Here is a 19363-nt window from a genome sequence, read left to right on the forward strand (position 1 = left end):
GGCCCCCTGGGACCGCAGACCAAGGCGGATCAGTCTTTGAACAATGCGCGATCCAGAACGCCGAAACCGTTGAAGCTGCTGCGGCCGGTGAGCAGCAGCGCCAGCAGGACCGTGAGCGACGTGCCGCTGAAGATCGCGATCATGATCGCGATCTGATACTTGATTGCGACCATCGGGTCGGCGCCGCCGAGGATCACGCCGGTCATCATTCCGGGCAGGGCGACCAGGCCGATGGTGGCGATGGTGGCCACAGTCGGCGCCAGTGAGGCCTCGATCGCGTCACGCATGTACGGACCCAGAGCCTCCTTGAGGCTCGCGCCCTGTGCCAGAGTGTTGAGGTAGGCCTTATCGCCGCGGCGCACCGCGTCGTAAAAGCTCTTGATGCCGACGATATCGGCCCGCAGGCAGTTGCCCAGGATCATCCCGGCGATCGGGATCGCGTATTGCGCATCAAGCAGGTTCGGCCGCCGCAGGATCGGACCGAGAAAGAACAGCAATGGCACGGCAGTGCCCACCAGCAGAGAGATGAACAGCGGCAATGCGAAGCGCCGCAGTCTCAGGCCCGAGCCGCGGGCGATGGAGATATCAGCGACCACGATCATCACCAATACCCACAGCGAGTTGAGCCAAGGATTGTTCAGCCGGAAGATCACCTGCAAATACAGGCCGACGAACAGCAGTTGGACCGTCATCCGCACCAGGGCGATCAGCGTCCGTCCGAAAATCGGCACGCGCATAAACAGAATAACGCCCAGCGGAATCAGCAGCAGCGAATAACCGGCGATCAGGCTCGAAATTTTGATGTCTATCACGCCGTCCATCACTGCATCCTGCGCGTATCGGGCAGCTCGACGCTGCGGCTGGTGAAAGAGAGCCACTGTTTGTCGTGTGAAACAGAGAGCACGCTCATATGTTTCTGGCCGGACAAAAAATCGATGATCTTTTGTTTGCTTTGCTCGTCCAGGGCTGAGGATGCCTCGTCCAGCAGCAGGATTCGCCGGTCGAGCACGATTGCGCTGATCAGCGCCACGCGCTGCTTCTCTCCGCCCGAAAGCAGGGGCAGCGCTTTATCGAGAAGCAAGCGCTCGAGGCCGAAGCGATCGAACAGCTCCGGTACGCGCTCGATGTTGGATTTGAGACTGCGGTTGGAGCGAAAGGCGAACATCCGTTCGAAGAACTGCCGCACAGTGCCCTGACCAAGATCGGGCTCCTGGGCTACGAAGGCCACAAGTCTGCGAAGTTGCCAAACGCTGTGTTCGTCCACGAGCTCGCCGCTGATGCGAATCGAACCCGAGTCAGGCTTGATGAATCCCATGATGCAACGCAGCAAAGTGCTTTTACCGGTCCCGGAACTGCCGACGAGCGCCACCTTCTCCGAGCCGGCCACGCTCATGCACAGCCGATCGATCAGGGTCCGACCGTCGAAGCTCAGGCTAAGATCATTGATCTCGATTGCCGGTAGATCACCCATCGATAAAAACGCCTTTCAGTTGTGACAGTAGTAAAGAGACGATGGCGATCTGTAAAGAGGGGGCAGGTAAGCGATGTTCAAAACAACTAGAAAAGTCCGATCATGATTTGACACGGGAACGTAAATCTGGTCAAAAGTAACTGACGGTTATTTTTATTGTCGGAAGCATTTATGACAGCAGATCGCAAGTCAAGGCGCGGTGATCGCGCGCCGGCACTGTTGCCCGTTGCCAGGCGTCTGTTTTTCGAACGCGGATATCACGGCACGACCATGGAACAGGTCGCAACGGGCGCCGGCTTTTCCAAACGCACGGTCTACCTCTATTTTCGCAACAAGGACGAGCTGTTCATCGCTGTTGCCGAAGAAGGTTTATTAATCCTGCGCAATCGGCTGGAGCAGATCGATGTCGAGGCGTTGCAGATCGAGCCGTGCATCGAGCAGATTACGCAATGCTACCTATGGTTCGCGCGCGAGCACGCGGATTATTTTAAGATCATCTTTCACGAGCCGACCCAGGGCATGATCGCCAATGTCTCCCAGGACCTACGCAAGCGTATTGAGCAGCATGAGCGGGCTTGCCTGGGTATCGTGGTTAAGGTCGTGGAAAAAGCGGTCAGGCTCGGCGTGGTGTTCGACGTTGACCCCTGGGAGATTGCCGCGATTTTTTGGGGTGCGGTGACCGGGGTAGTGTTGCTCTCGATGGGCGGAAGCCAGACGATCTTCACCCAACGCACGCGCGAGGAACTCAGCGCCAAGGCGACTTGGATCATCTATCGGGGGCTGCGCGCGGATGCCGCAAACACTGAACAGGAGTAGACGGTGATCTATCAGGATGTGTTCGCTCTTCCTCTTCCGTGGCTTGGCGAGCTGGATTGCTCTTTGGCCGATACGGTTGAGCGTTGGGCACAGCAGGAATTAATCCCCAAACGTCATGAGCTGGGAGAGGATTATCAGCTGCTGCTGCGACCGGCCCTTGAAAAGCTGTTCGTCGAGATCGGATTGCAAAAACTGATCTGGCCCGAGGATCAGGGCGGAGCCGGACTGGACGGCGCACAGTCCGCGCTCGCGGTCTGTGCAGTGCTTGAGCAAATCGGACGGGCCGACGTGGGAATCGGACTACTGTTGTCCAGCACGCTCGCCGTGCAATCGAGCTGCGGCATCGCAGAGCAACACGACGCCGAATTGTTTAAACGCTTTAGCCCGTTTTTCTGCAATGACCAGGCGAGCATCGCCGCGCTGATCTTGCCCGATTACAGCATTGACGATCGTGCCTCAGGCGATTTTCACGGGCTGCCCTATCAGCTGCGAACGCGTTGCGAAAATGACGAGTGGATCCTCGATGGCGAAGAGGTCCGAGCGCTGTGCTCCGGCTTTGACGCCGCATTGTTCGGCGTTGTCTGTCTGCTGGACGGCAAACCCGGCATGCTGCTGGTACCCGCTGATTCAGATGGTTTGACCCGTGGCGATCAGTTGCTCACCACCGGTCTTGCCGCCAGCCGCGATTGCGAGCTGTGCTTTGACAACGTACGCGTGCCCAAGGGCAATCTGGTATTCGCCGACGAGGAGCAATTGGTTTTGTTGCTTGCCCGGCAAATGCTGGGATCTGCCGCGACAAGCGCCGGGGCTGGACTGGCCTGCTACGAGATCCTCAAGGAATGGGGCGAGACGCGGGTGATCAAGGGGCGCGGCTGCGTGTTCAAGGACAACCCGTTGACCGCGGCGCTGATGGGACGCATCGGCGGCAAAATCTGCACAGCGCGTCTGCAGGCCTACTCATTGGCCAAGCTGATCGCCGATCCGATGTCGTTCGGACTCAACGCCGCCGAGCACTTGTTGGCCAACGCCACTGCCGTAGCCTCATCAATCTGTAGCTCGACGATCGAGGCGTTGGATCACACCATGGAACTGATGGCCTCGGCCGGGTACGCCAGCGAATGGCAGCTCGAGCGCTATTGGCGCGACATTAAGACGCTTCAATCACGCCTCGGCCCGCTGCCCCAGCGCGAGGCGAGCATGGCTCGGGGCTTCTTCGGCTCCGCGGGGGTTTAGCATGCGCAGCATCGACGATTTCACGCGACCGCTTGAATATTTGGCACTGCTCGACGATCCACTGGGCAAGATCGTGCGCCACTGGGCCGATACCGAGGTGATCCCGAACCGTCGCCGCTATGACGAGGATTGGGAACGCCACGAGTTGATCGAGCCGGCCTTTGACAAGCTGATGGCCGGGCTGGGACTACAGCGGATGCTGCTGCCCCAGGACCTCGGCGGTTTCGGAATGGGCAGCTCGAGCTATTTGGGCACCGGCGCCTGTCGGATTTTCGAGGAGGTGGCGCGAGCCGACTCGGGCATGGCCGTGGCCTTCGGCGTTGTGTTTTGGCCGCTGCTGATGATCTGTTGCGAGCCGCACGTCAATCGACGGTTGTGCGAGGAGTTCGCACCGCTGTTTCTCGATCCGCACAAGGCGCGCTTTGCAGCCAACGCGATGACCGAGCCCCAGGGCGGAGCTGACATCGAGAACATGGATTTGCTCAAGGGCAGCACAATTCGCACTACCGCCAAGCTCGATGGCGACCAGTGGGTGATTAACGGGCACAAGCTGTGGCCGACCAACTCCGGCGGAATCGCCGATCTGTTCGGCGTGGTTTGCACTACCGATCCGGGCTCCCAGCGTCCCGAGGACTTCGCCTTTATTTTCGTGCCCGCAAACACTCCGGGCGTGACCCAAAGCAAGCCCTACCAAAAGGCGGGTATGGCCGCGGACAAGAACAGCGACATCTGGTTCGACAATGTGCGCGTGCCCGACTATTTTCGCGCCTGCGGGCCGGGTGATGATTTCCGTCGCTTCAAAGAGGTCGTCAGTTTCGGCAACCTGGGAAGCCTGTCCTTTGTCAGCGGCGTGCTGCTCAACACCTTCGAGATTGTCTCTGATTTTTGTTCCAAGCGTAGGTTCCGCAACAAGCCGCTGCTGGAAAACGACGATGTCGCCGGATCGCTGGCAGACCTGGCGAGCTCAATCGAGGTAATACGCATTTGCGCATACCAGTACGCGCGAATGATCGACAGGCCGGACCTCTATGGCGAGCGCGGCAGCGATAAGATCGTGGCCAAGGGCAGGGCGCTCAAATATTTTGCCTGCGACCGCGCCATGTCCGAGATCGGCCGCGCCATCGAGCTGATGGGCCAGCACGGCGCAGATCGCGAGCTGGATCTGGAGAAACATTGGCGCGATTTGAAGATCGTTCAGCTCTGGATGGGCGGCAAACAACTTTGCCAGGTCGAGACAGCGCGCTGGTTTTACGGATGCAAGACATTATGAGCGAGCAACGGATTGAACGGCGCGGTGTGTTCGACGGCAGCGCCCGCGTGTTGCGCGAGCTGCTGGCTTCGCCTAGATGGCGGCAGACGATCCGCATCCTGCTGAACGAGCTCGACCCGCAAAACGCTCATCGACTGGTGGCGGTACTGTTCGAGGTCGACCCGGAGCTGGCTCTTTCAGCCGCCGCGTCCGCTCCCAAGCTTTGCAACGCAATGATCGACGGCGGAGCCGAGCTGCTGGGGCGCATGGCCGATTTTCAACCCGATTTGCTGCGGGAGTTTTTCAACCAATTAGTCGATCAAATTGACCTGCGGGGATTGGGGCGGCTGACCGGACTGTATTTAATTCTGGCAGCGCGAATCGCTGCACCGCGCGAAATTAACAATAAAGATGAACAAGGCGTGCGGACCGATGGGTTCGCTGAAGGCCTGAGCGAGGTGCTTGTTCAGCGCGAAGCAAAGCTGGACGTGCTGTTGCCGCAACTTGCCGACACGCTGATCAATGCCGCGGATCGGGCTGCCCGCACGCTGGCCGCGGATGTGAAGCGCGAGGATTCGACCACGGTAAAAACAGTTGAGACGCTTACCAGCGGTATCAGACGCGTTGCCGCTGACAACCCGGATTTCATCGAGCGGGTGCTACGTCCGCTGGCACTGGCAATGAGCGACGCCGTGGGAACGGAGGGCTCGGACAATGGCTGAGCTGCAATCGACGTCGGCCCGCGTGCTCCGCGAGCTGCTGGCCACTCCAGCGTTTCGCGAGATCGTGCTGCTCAACGTGCGTGAGATGCAGCCCGAAGAGGCGCGAGAGCTGGTGCGCACCGCACTGTGGACTGATCCGGCTTTCTCGCTGAGCATGGCGGCTGCCGCGCCCCAGGCGGTCAATTGTCTGATAGAGGCGTTGGTGGAGCTGGCCGTACAGTTGAACAGTTTTCCGCCGCAGATGATGAATGAGTTCGGCGCAGGGTTGGCGCAACAGGTTCGAACCGAACGCTTGACCGACCTGGCAGGCGAGCTGCGCACGTTGATCCAGCGCACGCTGCAGAACGATCCGCAGCTTGGGAAACAACTGACAAGCAATGCGATCAAGGCGGTAAACGGCCTGGTGCGCGCGGCGAATCAGATGCTCGATGATCGCCGACGTTCCCGCGAGCTGTTCGCCGATCTGGACGTCGGGCAGCTGCTGCGGCTGGCATGGCGCCTTGGCTGGTCGCTGGTGCGCGAACTTGTATCACGAGCGCTTGGTGGACGAGGCAGATAGTGCGCGGCGCACGACACGGCTTTTGGGGGAGATAATGGAAGAACAAGTTACCCGCAAGATGACCGACGAGCTTCCGGCGCTGATTAAAAGTCAGGCAAAGGCTTGCGACGAGTTGAGGCCGGCGGTTGGCGAGACGGTTGCGGCGCTCGATTTTGGCAAGCTGCGCATCAGCGTAATCGGGCTCTCGGACTCGGCCACCTTGCTCGGCGAGGAGTTCATTGATCACGCCTTGGCCGACCCGGTCTCGTTCGCCAACCTGTTCAGCATGATCGTGCCGCTGGTAAACAATGAACTGCGGCTGTTGGCGCACTTACTCGAACAAATCGACCTGCCCGACGAGATTCTCGCCAGTTCGGTATTCAACATGCTCGGGGATCTTGATACCGAGCAGATCGCCCGAGCGCTCAATGCTTTGGCCGTGCGCCTTAACGAGATCCATCGCGGCAGCATGATTTTGGGCCGCGATGAACCCCGGCTGCGTAAGGTTTTGACCGAGTTCGGCGAGTCGCTGATGAACAAATTCGATCATGAACAGCTCGCGGCCGCATCGCTGGCACTGGCCGAGGACCTGGAAGTTGCGCTGAAGGTATCCAACGCGCTGCTCGCCTCGGACCCCAAATTATTGCAAATCAGCGGTAATGCGGCACTGGCCTTTGGCAGCGCGACGCTTTCGGGGATGGCCGGCATGTTGCGGGCCATCGAGGGCATGCCGGAAGACGAGTTGACCAGCTTCTTGGCCGGGATCGGCAATGAACAGCAGGTCGAAAGCATGGCCGAGGCGCTCAACGCTGCCTTGGCGCTGGTCAATAGATTTGCCGCGCTGAATAAAGACGACAACGTAACCGCGGGGCTGGTCGAGCGCATCGATCGACAACAACTCGAGTTGGCCGCGTGCAACCTGACGCAAAATCAGGCGTTGCAAAACGCCTTGAATCCCGAGCAGGTCGGAAAATGGCTCAACGCACGACTGACGAGTTTCAACAGCCGGGCAAAGCAGGGGGATGATCGCCCGCCGGGATATTTTAGGCAGGTATTTGATCAGCTCGATTCGCAACAGCTCGAGCAGGCGTTGAACAAGGTGCTGCGCGGCGCGACCGACGCGCTGCTCTCGAGTCCGAAACGCGCCGCTGCCCTGATCCGTCCGCTGCTGGCCGCCGGTTGGAGAATCGTCACCATGCCGCTGAGGCGTCTGGTGCGGAGGGTCTGGAGATGATGATGCAACAGTTGATGGAACAGGCGGGCATGCTGCGCAACGATTACCTCGCGGCCTGGCAGGAGGACGGCGGTAAGGTCGTGGGCTACGCTTGCGTGGCCACGCCGACCGAGATAATCGAGGCCGCCGGATTGCTGCCCTATCGCATTCGCGCCTTGGGCAACAACCGCACCGAGTTGGCCGATGCGCACCTCTCGCGTTTCAATTGCAGCTTCTGCCGCTCGTGCCTGCAACTCGGGCTCGAGGGCAGTCTCGACTTTCTCGACGGGCTGATCGAGACCAACGGATGCGACCACATCCGCGGGATGTTCGAGAACTGGCAATACGCCAAGCCCAGCGAGTTTTTCCACTACGTTAAAGTCCCGCATCTGGTTAACCAGGACAGCCTGGAATACTTCAGCGAAGAGCTGCGGCTATTTGGCAAGGCGTTGGGGGATCACTTCGGGGCCGATATTACCGACGAGAAACTATGGCAGGCGATCGAGAACGAGGATCGTCTGCGCGGGTTGCAGCGAGAGATCTATACCATGCGTGAGGGATCGCAGCCGTTGTTCAGCGGCAGCGAATCTTTGTCGCTTTGCCTGGTGGCGAGCTCCACGCCAACGGAGAAGACCATCGAATTGCTGCGTTCGGCGATCGACGAGCGCAAGGAAAACGGGATCAAGGAGTATCGAGCGCGGCTGATGTTCGGAGGCTCGGCAACCGACGAGATCGAGCTGTTGCAGATGATCGAAAAACTCGGCGGCCTGATCGTCAGCGATTTGCTGTGCTACGGCTCACGCAGCTTCTGGGATCGCAACCTCGATCGCGGGTCAGACCCCTACGACACCTTGGCAAAATTATATCTGCAAAACCTCTCGTGCCCGCGGATGTTCGACGAGTTTTCCTATCGCCGAAAACTGCTGCTCGACGCGGTGAGTCGATCGGCAGCGGACGGGGTGATCCTGGTCCACAATAAATTCTGCGACGTGCACGGCATCGACAATGTCCAGCTAAGACTGGCGTTGGAGAAAGAGGGGGTTCCGGTTTTGACCCTCGAAAAGGAGTACGGCGCAGCGGCTGATCTGGGTCGAATGCGCACACGCGTGCAGGCTTTCCTCGAGCGGATCGGAGCACGCTGATGTACTCCGAGCAGGTGGGATTGTTCGATCGGGTGGCCTCGATCCTCGATCTGTGCAAGCGCATGCCCGACACGATGAGCGACGAGGAAGTGGAGGGGCTGCTCAAGTTTCTGCCCACGGATTCGCAGAATTCGATCCGCGCGATGCTCGTGCCACGCTTTCGCGACGTCAGCGTCAAGTTTCTCAAGCTGGTGGCCAAATGGGTGCACACCGCGCGCAAGGCTCCGTTGGAGGGCAAGAAGGTAATTATCGTGCCGTTCAATTTCCCGCCGGAGCTGATTCACGCCTTTGACAATGCCTGCCCGATCACCAGTGAGATCCTCTCGACGCTGGGCGTGGTGGCCCTGGAGGGGCAGGGCGAGCGCTATTGGGACATGGCGATGGGGCTTGGATTGCCCGACCACTCTTGCTCGTCGAGCACCATCGAGCTGGGATCGATGCTCGGCTCGAGCGACTTTCGGCCGCAGGCCATCGTCTCGGCCGCACCCGGCGGGTGCGACGTCAACGCCAAGATCCACGAGTTCGTCTCGAACTATCTGGACATCCCGCAGTTTTTCCTGGCCAAGATCCCGGACGACTCCCAGCGTGGCCACGCTCAATACAGCGTGGAGGCGCGAAAGCTGATCAAGAGTCTGGAGCAGTTTGTGGGCGAGGAGCTGACCGAGGACAAGCTGCGCAAAGTGATGGAGCGCGCCAACCGCTGCACTGAGCTGCACTACGAGCTGTGGGATCTGCAACGCGCGCGGCCATGCCCGGTCCCCAACCTGTTCTCGCTCTACCTCTACGGCGTGCGCTTCTCGATGTGGGGCACCCAGGACGGGATCGAGATGCTTGAGGCGATGGTCGATCTCGCTAAACAGCGGCTCAAGCAAGGGGCCTACCCGGCGCCGCAAGAAAAAGCCCGCACCCTGTGGTGCTACACCAGCTACTATTTCGACTTTGCCAACCTGTTCAACTGGATGGAGGAGAGCGGTTACACGCACCTCGGCGACGGACTGGACCTGTATTTTCCGCAGCCGGTGGACACATCGAGCATGGACAGCATGATCGAAGGCTTTGCCGAGGCTGCGCGCAACATGCCGATGACGCGCCAGGTGGGCGGCCAGTCGATGTCCGGCCAATGGACCGAAGACTGCATTACCGCGGCGCAACAGCTCGATGCAGACTGTGTGATCTACTGCGGACATCACTCATGCAAGCAGACCTGGTCGGTGCTCTCGATATTGCGTAGCGAGATCGAGCGGCGCACGGGACTGCCGATGTTGGTACTGCAGGGCGACTCGTGGATCAGGCGCATGACTCCGATCAGCGTGATCCAACACGAGATCGACGAGTTCGTACAAAACGTCGTGGCGCGCAAGGAACAGGGCAAGCGTCGGTCGCGAAAACACAAATCGATAAACTGAGGGAGCCCGATGCTGTTCGCCGGAATCGACGTCGGATCGCTCACCGCAGAAGCGGTGGTGGTCAACTCAACAGGAATCGTGGCCGGACAGAGCATGTCGGTGCTGCCCAATCCGGTGGACTCGGCGCGCGAAGTGCTGGGCAGACTGCTGCGGCAGCAGGGCATTGCACTAAAGCAGATCGAATACACGATCAGCACGGGCTACGGCCGTGAGCAGGTGCAGCTCGAGGGCATGGCCCAGAGCAACGTCAGCGAGATCTCGTGTCACGGCATGGGAGCCTACGCGCAGTTGCCGCGGGTGCGCACGGTGATCGATATCGGCGGCCAGGATGCCAAGGTAATCAAACTCGACGAGGCGGGCGAGTTGGCCGACTTTGTGATGAACGACAAGTGCGCCGCGGGCACCGGGCATTTCCTCGAGATCATGAGCCGGGCATTGGGCGTCACGCTGGAGCAGCTCGGGCCGCTGTCGTTGGGTTCCAGGACGCCGATCGAGATGAGCAATCGTTGCAGCATTTACGTTGAGACCGAGGTGATCCATTACTTGCAACGCGGTGCGTCAAAGGTCGATTTGGCCGCTGGGATCAACCGTTCAATGGCCGAACGCGTCGTTGCTCTGGTGCGGCGCGTGAAGCCCAAGCGCGAGGTGATGCTCACCGGCGGTGTGGCCAAGAACGTTGCTGTGCGTGCGGAACTAGAGCGCATGTTGCAGGTCAAGATGGTTCGTCCGCAAATCGACCCGCAGCTGATCGGCGCCTACGGTGCGGCTGTGCTTGCATCGCGCATCGGAGATGCACAGTGATCACAGTGGGTGTGGATGTGGGCAGTCTGCTGACCAAGATGGTCGTGCTCGATGGCGACGATTTGGTCGCGAGTTCGATTAACGACACCACGGGAAACATCGTCGACGAGCTTCCGGTCTGGATCGAAGATCTTTTGTCTAAAGCAAAGCTCGAGCGTTCGCAAATTAAACGGCTGGCCGCAACCGGCAACGGCGCCGATCTGGTCAAGGGCGCGGATTTTAGCGAGGACGAGGTCGCCTGTGTGGCTGCCGCAGCCTACTTTTCCATTGCACAAATTGAAATGGCGATTCACATCGGCGGCCAGAGCATTACAGCGCTGAGCATGGACGAAAACGGCGAGGTTAAAAGCTTCATGCGCAACGATAAATGCGCCTCGGGCTCCGGACGATTTATAGAAAACATGGCGTCCAAACTCAATGTCTCGCTGACCGATATTGAAGATTTGGTGGCGCAGTCGGAAAAACAGGTTTTGATCAGCAATCAATGCGGGGTGTTCGCGGAGAGCGAGGTGATCAGCCACGTCAACGACGGAGAACGGGTGCCCGATATTTTCGCCGGGATCTGCGCTGCGGTTGCCAACATTGTGGTTTCACAAGGACGCCGGTTCGCCGCTGCCGAACATTTCACACTTACCGGCGGCGTGGCCCGCATAACGCCGATTGTGAAGATGATCTGCGATAAGCTCGGCGGCGAATATCACGAACTGCCCTACGATCCGCGCCTGGCCGCGGCGATCGGGGCGGCCGTGCTTGCAGGATCGTGAACCGATGGGTCTGTTCGATGAACAGCTGACAACGCTACGCAGCCTGGTCCGCGATATCGAAGCGGCATCCCAGATTCAAACTTTTAATCAAGAGCAGTGTCCGACGTGGCCCCGCGGCTCGAGTCTGGTGCTCGAGGAAGACACAGCACTGGAGCTGGGTAATCCCAGCCTTGGATCGCTGATGCTGCTGCTGTGGTCTGAAGACCCTGCGGCCGTGGACAACGGTCGCGTGACCCTGATCGGTCCGGACGTCGATCAGTTGGAACGCTCGAGTGCATTTTGTCAGGTATTGATAGTGGCCGGACGATTTGACGAGCCGTACGAGCGTTATCGCGATCTGCGTGACGCTGTCTACAATACGCGGCTGGATGGGTTGATGGTGCGCAGCGTGGCCAGCCGACAGACCGCGTGGTGCAGGATCAGTCACGACGCTTTGAAGCGCGGAATGACGCTGCCGATTATCGGCGCTGAACTGTTGCGCTCGTTAAGCGAGTTGGAATTTGTCGATGCCGCGGAAACGCTGTTGATAACCGCGGGCAAGGAGACAATCGAGAAACTCAGGCCATTGGCCGACATGCTGGGAAACATCGTCGGTGCGTTGATTAAAATGCACGAGGAGCCGCTGCTTCAATGCGATAGCTGCGACTATCGCGAGATCTGCGAAGGGGTCGCGGAGCTCAAGCGGATCAGACGAGAGCTGAGGACGGGAGCGGATCGATGAGCAAGATGATTATTGCGGTCTGCGGCAAGGGCGGAGTGGGTAAAACCACAGTCTCCGCGATGATCTCCCGCAGCCTGTTTCTTTCCGGCAAACCGCGTACGTTGCTGGTCGACGCTGATCCGTCCAGCGGCCTTGCCATTGCCTTGGGAATGGAGCCGGAGCGCACGGTGGAGTATCTGCGTAACAACACCATCGGCGAGGTCAGGCAGGGCCGGACCGACAAGCGCGATCTTGCGCAATCGCTGGACTACTTGCTGCTCGATGCATTGGTCGAACGCGGCAACCTGGCGCTGCTCTCTATCGGACGACCGGAACAGCGCGGTTGCTACTGTTCGGTAAACTCACTTTTACGTGAGGCGATCGAACTGCTGGCCGGGCAGTTCGATCTGGTGCTGATCGACGCTGAGGCCGGAGTGGAGCAGGTCAACCGCGAGGTGCTGCGCGGAGTCGATAAATTGCTGCTGGTGGGCGACACGTCGCAGAAATCGTTGCGCGTAACCATGACCATCGATGAGGTGGCCCGCAAGTACGCAGCTGACATTGAATCGTTGCTGCTAATCAACCGTGTGCGCGAGACAGATGAATATTCGCAATCAGTCGCATCGACCAATCTCAAGTTTGCGCTGGGGATTCCCGAGGACGGAACCGTGCGCGAGTACGACGCCGAGGCGCGCTCGTTTTTGCAGATGCCCGATTGCCCGGCCACAGCAGCGGTGGATGAGCTGCTGGCCTTAATGCGCTTGACCTGATTCTATTCTTTTTTAAGCTCAAAGATCGAAGGGTCGAGCGTGGCGTTGGGCTCGAAGGCGATGATCTTGTAGCTCAGTTGCAGCTTGCCGTTGAAGTCGTACGATTCGACGAAACGCGGCATGTCGGTCCGTTCGTCAATGCCGACCACCGATCGCGAGTAAAGCACTCCGCCCGACGGATCGTCCGAGAGCTTGATGTCGTAGACCCTGAGTTTGAGACCGGGAATCAGGCTGGTGGAGTAGCCCTTGTCCTGGACTTGGATCGTGTTTTTAGCGATCGCATTGTTGTGGATCGAGATCACGTGGTTCAGTAAAAACCCCAGGCAATATTCGTTGATGCGGAAGTTGTGCGGGTACAGCCCATAGATGATGCGGCTGTCCAGGTGCCAGCTTTGAACTCCGATCAGTCCGCGTATGCCGGTTTCCAGTGCGAGGAAATGCTCCGGTCCGTCGCGGTTGATATCGTAGCTCGCCTGAAGTCCCTCGTAGGGCCCGCCGTGCATCCATTTGAAGTACAGGCGTAGCGGCTGTTGATTGTAGATGCACAGCACGCGCTCGGTGCCTTTGCATTTTCCATCGTTGTACTCGGTGAGCAGGATCTGGGCGCGGTAGGTTTTAATACCGCGAAAATAGGCCTGGCCGTTCCCATAGGTTTGGCTGAGCTTGTTGACCAGGCTTTGGTCCTGCGGCAACGCCTCCTGGACAATGAAAACGAGCGCGATGAATAGGACCAGCAGGGTCGCACTGGTTGCAACCATCTTGGATTTGGTCATGGTCTCCCCCTGTAATACACGGATTGCATCGAATCCGACGCTGCCCCGGCAACGAATCAATAATCAAAACCTATCTGCAAGATATCGCATCGGGGATCAAAATTAAATCTAATGGCGTTGTGTTGGCCGCATTACATTTTTGCACTGGGTGATCGAATATTGATGACGCAATCACATTTAAATGGGAGAACATGATGAAACGTAGCGCGTGGCTTGTGTATCCAATGGTGCTGCTGCTGGTCGGCGTGATGGCGGCTATCGCCGGAGCGATGATGAACGGACCGGGCATGTTCGTCGCAGATTATGCTGAAAACAGCAACTTCTTCACGATGATGGACTCAATGCAGATGGGCAAGAGCCCACACGGATCGGTCCAGATCTACTATTCGACCAATCTTAAAAATATGCTTGGCATGGCTTCGTTTACCGCACCCGAGGGAAGTGTGTCGATCAAACCCTTTGACAACGACGGCAAGTCCGGAGTGGACGGTATCGCCGTGATGATCAAAAAACCTGCGGGCTATGATCCGCAGAACGGCGACTGGATGTACGAGATGCGCACTCCCGCCGGCGATCTGATGAAAAAAGACGGCATGCCGATGTCGGGCAAGATCCCAATGTGCATCGGTTGTCACGCGGAATATTCGGCCACGGATTACTTAGGCGGAACCAAAATGCGCTGAAAGATTTAGTCAGAGCAACCCCAGCCGGTTTAGCAGCAAACGCGCTGTTAACGAAGCCAATGCGTAGAACGGATCATAACGTTTTAGTTGATCGCGCCAACCTGGGTTGGCCGCTGAATCCAGATCAAGGGCATAAACGCCGGCGAGGCACGAGCTCAGATAGGCGCGGCCACGTTCCTCGTCCAGTTCGATCCAACGCATCCACGACGGTGCGGTCATGCGTGCGATCAAGCTGAAGTCCTGCAGGTCGCGTATCTCCAGCACCGGGGAGAATCCAGCCAGCAGCAATAAATTGCGGGGCTGATCGATCGCCGCGACTCGCACACCGGGGAAGGCGGTAATGCGCTCGAGTTCAACGCGGTGATCCGGGTCGATAACCGCCACCTGACCGTTTAGCGGCATGGTTACGAAAAGTCGGCGACCAACTCTATCCAGTGCCAGGCGTTCAGGCATACCGGGCAAAGGAAGGCTGAATTTCTCGGAGAGATCATCCGAGCTCAGACTGACAAGCCGTCCGGGGTACCAGCCCGTCAAGTAAATTTCGGCTGCCGTTTCGTCAAACAGCGCGTCGGCTTGGGTCAGTATGGCCGCGAAACGGAACTGCCGTCCACCCTGGTCCATCAGTCCCATCCACTCCGCGCAATAGCTGAACACACGGTTTTCCCCAAGTAACAAGGTGCGCCAAGGGAAGTTTCCCTCCATATTCAGCGGGTGGTCGGCAATGGAAGTATCTAATGTGGTCTTAAGCGTACGCCAATCCAGGCGCAACAGATGACCCTCGTAGGGATCGGCAAACACCAGCTCGTCAGTCGATTTTTCATAAGCCACGGCTTGGATAAAAGGTGTGGGGGCTTTACGTTCTGCAAGCAGCCCGCGACCGTAAGCATCGACCAGGTATAACCGCTGATCGTCCGCACATATAATCAGCTTATCCCTCTGCGGTGCGACCATAACCTGGTAGGGGGAGAGCGCGGCGAGTTTGATCAGTTGTGGGTCGAGCCGTGGATTGTGCTTCAGCGGCGCAGGGTCGACCAGCCAGGGCGCGACTAAAAGTCCGCACACGAACAGGCTTGGCAATAGACGAAGCGGGCCTACCCAGCGGCCACGCTGGGCCCGATAGGCAGCCCAGACCAGCAGCGGCGCGAACAGGTCGGCGACTACTACCATGCGGCGTATCGCGCGTCGCACCCGTTCGTCCCAACAGCCGGCGACGTGGAAATATAGGAATAGGGCCGCGTTCAATCCCAGAATGATCGATGCGGCCTGATAGCCGGGTGGTAAATCTAAGCCCGGTCTTGTGAAATCCAGTCCGCGTTGGGGCAGATACAGTGTCAGCAGACCTCCGGCCAGCGAAAGCAACGCTGCCTTGCCTGACCAGAGCGGACCATTGTTGCGCCGGGCGCCCGCCAGCATGAACAACAACCCCACAGGCAACAGCGCGTAGAATAGAACTCGCAATAGGTCAAGTTCGCATATAAGAGAAAGCGATGCGAGCGGGTCGGCCTCCATGTTGATCCTTGATTGAAAGCTGCTCAGCAAAAACAAGTAAAGCACGAACAGTGGCAAAACGGCGCGTAGCGGATATACAACAATTCCCCATAACGCGCGGATAGCTGCAATTATTTTGTGCTGATTCATATGATGATGATCCTACAAAAAATAAACAGCGTCAGGGGCAGGCGTCGCCGAGCAGATCCAGGCCGTATTCGTCGGCGAACTCGTCGCATCCGGGCAGATCGGGAACATCGAAATCAGACTGCGCCTCGATTACCAGGTCGAAGCGTTCGAGCCTCAGGTGCCAGTTGATCATCTCTTCAATGCCAGGGCAGTTGCTGGTGTCGTTGGCGATCAGGCCCTGCACCAGGCACAGTCCGAACTCATTGACGATTTCTTTAAGATTGGCGCCGTTGGAGAAGTCGGCCATCCGGTACAGGCCCTTGTAGCCGATGCCGATGGTCGACGAATTATTGAGTGCGTCGACCAGGTGCGGCACGTTGTCAATGGAGAGCTCGATGCTTTCGCCGGGGGCCACGATGAACTGACCGTCATCAACGCGTTCGTCGGCAAATGGAATGCTCACTGATTCGTCCCAGGCCTCGGCCAACTCGCCGTCGCCCAGGTAGAGCTTGAACTCCACGGGCACCGAGACCCAAACGTCGGTTTGATTGGTGAAGGCGAAGTTCACGCCCACGCGAGTGACCTCAATGTAGTCGCGCAGCACGTCGGTGACGCGGTTGTCGACCGCCACGGAAAGCACACCGGGTTGCAGGATCTCAAGCGAGGCGGCCCGCAGCCTTTGCTCTACATCGTCGAAAAAATCCTCGACCTCGTCGATGCCGAACAGCCAACCCACCCCAGGTCGTCCAGTTCGTCGCCGACCCAGTCCTCGAGCCCCTCCAGGGTTACGTCGGTGGGGAAGATCGGCAAATCGATCGGCAGCAGGGGCAGCGTGACCCGTACCTTGAGATTCCCGTCTTCTGCCGAACAGCCGTCCCCCGCGCCGCAGGAGAGAATCACGAGCAGCGATAGGATCGCCGCAACCAGTGCCGCTACGGTCAGGCTGCTGCGCTGCATTCCCACCTCCGGTTTCGTCTTTTACCTGGATCAAGTTTCAAGCTAGCACGACGGTGAAAGGATGGTCAAAAGTCGAAGCGCGAGTCTGTGAGCCAATCAAGACTCAGGCCGGCGAAGCTGATTTTATCGTACGGTAGATCTTCTCCGCGTTCGTAGAGCAGTCCGAAATCACCGTTGTTCAGGCCGACAAGATCCGAGTAAGCGGACGGACCCAGGTGCAGCCATTTGGCGATCGGCCAGGCAGCTCCCTGGTCAAGACTCAATCGAACGGTCATTGCCTCGCGTTCCGTTGATGCTGGATTGGAAAACAACAGCAGCCGGCCCGTTGCGGGACGATCAAGGTCGAGGATCGATCCCTGGCAAATCGGCTCGACCAACCAGTAATTATCATACGGCTCGCCCCAGCTCAATCCGTTATCCGTGCTGATCGCTGCGGCTCGGCGATTGAGGCCGCGCCGACTGCGCATGTTCAGCAGTAGTGATCCGTCATCGAGCTGCACCACGGTCGACTCGTTGGTGCGCCCGCCGGGTACAGTGCCGCCGATGCGCCATGAGGCTCCATGATCATCGCTGAGGATTACGTGAGAGAAGGTCCGGTCCGCTCCGGTCCCGGTCGTATGATCGCAAGGCACGACCAATGTACCGTTCTCAAGCTGAACGCCATGGCATGGTCCCGTGGCGTACCAGCGCCAGTCGGGCAGCTTGACCTGAGCGCTGATCAACGATGGAGCGGCCCAACTTAGACCGTCGTCGTCACTGTGTGTGATCCAGACCTCGCGGCTGCCGATGCCGCGGTTGATTTGCCCCTCGTTGATCTGGCCGTCGTTGGTGGTGAACGGCAACCAGATCCGGCCGGTGTCGCGATCGACGATCGGTGCGGGATTGCCGCAGGTGTCGGCGCCGAAATCGCAGACCACGATCAACGCACTCCAGGAAATACCCTGATCTACGCTGCGTTTGAGCACCAGATCGATATTTCCGCTGTCCCCGAGATTGTCCACACGTCCTTCGCAAAATGCCAGCAGCGTTCCATCAAGCGTGCGCGTGATGGCGGGAATGCGGAACGTACCGTATCCGTCGTCCCCGGCGATAAAGATGTCGGTCTGGTAAGGCTCAGCACTAAGCGGGTAGAGGTATCCGTAAGCTCGGAAATCGTGAACTCTTAGTGTGGCTTTTGAAGGACAGAGACCGATCGTGCCCAGTTCGCCGGGAAAGTTCATTAAATAAACCGTCTGCTGTTGAACGCGGATGAGTAGTTCAATATCTGAACGAACCAGCTCTACGGTTATCGCCTGGTTCCAATCAAGATTAAGGGGCGGAAGCTCAACCCGGTCGGCATTAAACATCGGACCTTGCAGCACGGCCCTGTCCAGCAAGTCCGAGAGAATAAAGCGACTGTTGCCGTTGATTACAATCGACGCAGAGGAGCGTTGGAGATTCGTTCCGCTGAGGGTGACGCTGATCGTAAAATCACCCTGATTCAATCCATGATCGCCGTGAAGAAAATTGTAGCGTCCGCTGCCCTCTAGATAACCCGAACCCTTTAGCCAGGGCTCTCCATTGATTCGGACGGCAAGTGGTACGCCGTTATCAACAAAGACGATTTCAAATGGCTCGTCGTCGCTTTGCCCAGCGTCGTCTTCACCCTCTGGCGGATCGTGCTGATCGTCATCAACAGGATCATCGGCTTGATCAACGCAGCACGGCAATGCGAGCAGTGTGATCAGCAGCAGAAGCAGAGGAAGCAATCGCAACTTCACAAATCCGATATATTAGAGTTCGCGATCAATGCTAACAGAAGATGAGGGACGTAGTCATGCGTTCAAAATGTGAACGATAAGGCTTGACCCTCAATGGAATGCGGTGCTAGCATCCAAAGCTGGAGGAGCGGTGGAAAAGGATTATCGCAATACGCTGGCGATCATGGAGCAGATCGAGCTCGACGGCTCGCAGTCCCAGCGCAATATTTCACACAAGGTCGGCATGGCGCTGGGCATGACAAATGCCTATCTCAAGCGTCTGGTCAACAAGGGCCACGTGATGGTATTGACCATGCCGCGCAACCGGATTCTGTACAACCTCACGCCAAAGGGGATCTCTGAAAAAGCGCGGCTGACCATGCTCTATATGCGCGATTCAGTCGATTTCTACTCCGACCTGAAGTTCAAAATATCCCGCGCATTGCTCGAGATCGAACGCAGCGGCGTTCAGAGCGTAGCGCTGGTGGGAGAGGGCGAGATACTCGAAATAGCCCTGCTGTGCATGCTCGACACCAAACTAAGGCTTGATGGGATCTACTCGCAAGGCACCCAGATTAAGCGGGTAGCGCGCAAGCAGGTCAAACCCCTGGAGCGGCTTGACGAGGGGCGCTACCAAGCTGTGCTGCTCGCGCAGCTTAATCCCGACGAAAAGTTGATCGACAGGCTGCAATCATTGGGCGCCGATAAGTCGCGGATCATGCTGATCAATGGACAATGGGCTTATCATGACGGCGCATGAGCGTGGTGG

21 protein-coding genes are annotated in these 19363 nt (G+C 58.3%); 14 read left to right on the plus strand and 7 right to left on the minus strand.

Annotated features, from left to right (window positions below; all coding sequences use genetic code 11):
• Positions 1–29 precede the first annotated feature (29 nt).
• Both P9M14_17095 and P9M14_17100 read right to left on the minus strand, forming a co-directional pair.
• Positions 30–821: an ABC transporter permease gene (locus P9M14_17095; protein ID MDP8257464.1), complete on the minus strand. Its 792-nt coding sequence runs from the start codon at positions 819–821 to the stop codon at positions 30–32.
• On the minus strand, positions 821–1471 hold the full coding sequence (locus tag P9M14_17100) for an ABC transporter ATP-binding protein (GenBank protein MDP8257465.1): 651 nt from the start codon (positions 1469–1471) through the stop codon (positions 821–823). The genes P9M14_17095 and P9M14_17100 overlap by 1 nt, the downstream gene beginning before the upstream one ends.
• Positions 1472–1642: 171 nt before the next feature.
• Between P9M14_17100 and P9M14_17105 the strand changes: the two genes are divergently transcribed.
• The 12 genes from P9M14_17105 to P9M14_17160 are packed head-to-tail and all read left to right on the plus strand — an operon-like array spanning position 1643 to position 12825.
• Positions 1643–2287: a TetR/AcrR family transcriptional regulator gene (locus P9M14_17105; protein ID MDP8257466.1), complete on the plus strand. Its 645-nt coding sequence runs from the start codon at positions 1643–1645 to the stop codon at positions 2285–2287.
• A gap of 3 nt (positions 2288–2290) precedes the next feature.
• Positions 2291–3520, plus strand: a complete 1230-nt coding sequence (locus P9M14_17110; protein ID MDP8257467.1) for an acyl-CoA dehydrogenase family protein — start codon at positions 2291–2293, stop codon at positions 3518–3520.
• Between the two features lies 1 nt (position 3521).
• Positions 3522–4790: an acyl-CoA dehydrogenase family protein gene (locus tag P9M14_17115; protein ID MDP8257468.1), complete on the plus strand. Its 1269-nt coding sequence runs from the start codon at positions 3522–3524 to the stop codon at positions 4788–4790.
• Positions 4694–5491, plus strand: coding sequence for a hypothetical protein (locus P9M14_17120; protein MDP8257469.1), 798 nt, complete (start codon positions 4694–4696; stop codon positions 5489–5491). The genes P9M14_17115 and P9M14_17120 overlap by 97 nt, the downstream gene beginning before the upstream one ends.
• Complete coding sequence (locus P9M14_17125) at positions 5484–6050, plus strand: hypothetical protein (protein ID MDP8257470.1); 567 nt, start codon at positions 5484–5486, stop codon at positions 6048–6050. The genes P9M14_17120 and P9M14_17125 overlap by 8 nt, the downstream gene beginning before the upstream one ends.
• Before the next feature lie 34 nt (positions 6051–6084).
• Positions 6085–7263: a hypothetical protein gene (locus tag P9M14_17130; protein ID MDP8257471.1), complete on the plus strand. Its 1179-nt coding sequence runs from the start codon at positions 6085–6087 to the stop codon at positions 7261–7263.
• 2 nt (positions 7264–7265) lie between these two features.
• Positions 7266–8384: a 2-hydroxyacyl-CoA dehydratase family protein gene (locus tag P9M14_17135; GenBank protein ID MDP8257472.1), complete on the plus strand. Its 1119-nt coding sequence runs from the start codon at positions 7266–7268 to the stop codon at positions 8382–8384.
• Positions 8384–9790 carry a 2-hydroxyacyl-CoA dehydratase family protein gene (locus P9M14_17140; GenBank protein ID MDP8257473.1) on the plus strand — a complete coding sequence of 469 codons (1407 nt, stop codon included), beginning with the start codon at positions 8384–8386 and terminating at the stop codon, positions 9788–9790. Before P9M14_17135 ends, P9M14_17140 begins: the two co-directional genes overlap by 1 nt.
• A gap of 9 nt (positions 9791–9799) precedes the next feature.
• Positions 9800–10591, plus strand: coding sequence for an acyl-CoA dehydratase activase (locus P9M14_17145; GenBank protein MDP8257474.1), 792 nt, complete (start codon positions 9800–9802; stop codon positions 10589–10591).
• On the plus strand, positions 10588–11355 hold the full coding sequence (locus tag P9M14_17150; protein ID MDP8257475.1) for an acyl-CoA dehydratase activase: 768 nt from the start codon (positions 10588–10590) through the stop codon (positions 11353–11355). The genes P9M14_17145 and P9M14_17150 overlap by 4 nt, the downstream gene beginning before the upstream one ends.
• Before the next feature lie 4 nt (positions 11356–11359).
• Entirely contained in the window at positions 11360–12076 is a 717-nt protein-coding gene (locus tag P9M14_17155) for a hypothetical protein (GenBank protein ID MDP8257476.1), read from the plus strand.
• The gene (locus P9M14_17160) at positions 12073–12825 is read left to right on the plus strand and encodes an AAA family ATPase (GenBank protein MDP8257477.1); all 753 of its coding nucleotides are present in this window, start codon (positions 12073–12075) and stop codon (positions 12823–12825) included. The genes P9M14_17155 and P9M14_17160 overlap by 4 nt, the downstream gene beginning before the upstream one ends.
• Before the next feature lie 2 nt (positions 12826–12827).
• Here P9M14_17160 and P9M14_17165 read toward each other — a convergent pair whose 3' ends face one another.
• Positions 12828–13598: a DUF1571 domain-containing protein gene (locus P9M14_17165; GenBank protein ID MDP8257478.1), complete on the minus strand. Its 771-nt coding sequence runs from the start codon at positions 13596–13598 to the stop codon at positions 12828–12830.
• Between the two features lie 194 nt (positions 13599–13792).
• Between P9M14_17165 and P9M14_17170 the strand changes: the two genes are divergently transcribed.
• Positions 13793–14281: a hypothetical protein gene (locus tag P9M14_17170; GenBank protein ID MDP8257479.1), complete on the plus strand. Its 489-nt coding sequence runs from the start codon at positions 13793–13795 to the stop codon at positions 14279–14281.
• A gap of 9 nt (positions 14282–14290) precedes the next feature.
• Here the strand turns inward: P9M14_17170 and P9M14_17175 are convergent, their stop codons facing one another.
• The 4 genes from P9M14_17175 to P9M14_17190 all read right to left on the minus strand — a co-directional run bounded on the left by P9M14_17175 (position 14291) and on the right by P9M14_17190 (position 18609).
• Complete coding sequence (locus tag P9M14_17175) at positions 14291–15919, minus strand: hypothetical protein (GenBank protein MDP8257480.1); 1629 nt, start codon at positions 15917–15919, stop codon at positions 14291–14293.
• A 31-nt stretch (positions 15920–15950) separates the two neighbouring features.
• Positions 15951–16634, minus strand: a complete 684-nt coding sequence (locus P9M14_17180; GenBank protein ID MDP8257481.1) for a hypothetical protein — start codon at positions 16632–16634, stop codon at positions 15951–15953.
• Complete coding sequence (locus tag P9M14_17185; GenBank protein MDP8257482.1) at positions 16583–16855, minus strand: hypothetical protein; 273 nt, start codon at positions 16853–16855, stop codon at positions 16583–16585. Before P9M14_17185 ends, P9M14_17180 begins: the two co-directional genes overlap by 52 nt.
• A gap of 65 nt (positions 16856–16920) precedes the next feature.
• On the minus strand, positions 16921–18609 hold the full coding sequence (locus tag P9M14_17190; GenBank protein ID MDP8257483.1) for a sialidase family protein: 1689 nt from the start codon (positions 18607–18609) through the stop codon (positions 16921–16923).
• Positions 18610–18745: 136 nt separating this feature from the next.
• On the opposite strand from P9M14_17190, the gene P9M14_17195 reads away from it, so the two are divergent.
• Positions 18746–19354: a winged helix-turn-helix transcriptional regulator gene (locus P9M14_17195; protein MDP8257484.1), complete on the plus strand. Its 609-nt coding sequence runs from the start codon at positions 18746–18748 to the stop codon at positions 19352–19354.
• The last annotated feature ends 9 nt before the right edge of the window (positions 19355–19363 follow it).

It is taken from the genome of Candidatus Alcyoniella australis (assembly GCA_030765605.1).
Classification (GTDB): domain Bacteria; phylum Lernaellota; class Lernaellaia; order JAVCCG01; family Alcyoniellaceae; genus Alcyoniella; species Alcyoniella australis.

What these genes read in the sequence shown, in the direction of transcription:
- P9M14_17115 (MDP8257468.1), top strand. Translation starts at nt 3,522, where the DNA reads ATGCGCAGCATCGACGATTTCACGCGACCGCTTGAATATTTGGCACTG.
- P9M14_17140 (MDP8257473.1), top strand. Translation starts at nt 8,384, where the DNA reads ATGTACTCCGAGCAGGTGGGATTGTTCGATCGGGTGGCCTCGATCCTC.
- P9M14_17125 (MDP8257470.1), top strand. Translation starts at nt 5,484, where the DNA reads ATGGCTGAGCTGCAATCGACGTCGGCCCGCGTGCTCCGCGAGCTGCTG.
- P9M14_17145 (MDP8257474.1), top strand. Translation starts at nt 9,800, where the DNA reads ATGCTGTTCGCCGGAATCGACGTCGGATCGCTCACCGCAGAAGCGGTG.
- P9M14_17155 (MDP8257476.1), top strand. Translation starts at nt 11,360, where the DNA reads ATGGGTCTGTTCGATGAACAGCTGACAACGCTACGCAGCCTGGTCCGC.
- P9M14_17175 (MDP8257480.1), bottom strand. Translation starts at nt 15,919, where the DNA reads ATGAATCAGCACAAAATAATTGCAGCTATCCGCGCGTTATGGGGAATT.
- P9M14_17135 (MDP8257472.1), top strand. Translation starts at nt 7,266, where the DNA reads ATGCAACAGTTGATGGAACAGGCGGGCATGCTGCGCAACGATTACCTC.
- P9M14_17130 (MDP8257471.1), top strand. Translation starts at nt 6,085, where the DNA reads ATGGAAGAACAAGTTACCCGCAAGATGACCGACGAGCTTCCGGCGCTG.
- P9M14_17165 (MDP8257478.1), bottom strand. Translation starts at nt 13,598, where the DNA reads ATGACCAAATCCAAGATGGTTGCAACCAGTGCGACCCTGCTGGTCCTA.
- P9M14_17170 (MDP8257479.1), top strand. Translation starts at nt 13,793, where the DNA reads ATGAAACGTAGCGCGTGGCTTGTGTATCCAATGGTGCTGCTGCTGGTC.
- P9M14_17095 (MDP8257464.1), bottom strand. Translation starts at nt 821, where the DNA reads ATGGACGGCGTGATAGACATCAAAATTTCGAGCCTGATCGCCGGTTAT.
- P9M14_17160 (MDP8257477.1), top strand. Translation starts at nt 12,073, where the DNA reads ATGAGCAAGATGATTATTGCGGTCTGCGGCAAGGGCGGAGTGGGTAAA.
- P9M14_17100 (MDP8257465.1), bottom strand. Translation starts at nt 1,471, where the DNA reads ATGGGTGATCTACCGGCAATCGAGATCAATGATCTTAGCCTGAGCTTC.
- P9M14_17105 (MDP8257466.1), top strand. Translation starts at nt 1,643, where the DNA reads ATGACAGCAGATCGCAAGTCAAGGCGCGGTGATCGCGCGCCGGCACTG.
- P9M14_17185 (MDP8257482.1), bottom strand. Translation starts at nt 16,855, where the DNA reads ATGCAGCGCAGCAGCCTGACCGTAGCGGCACTGGTTGCGGCGATCCTA.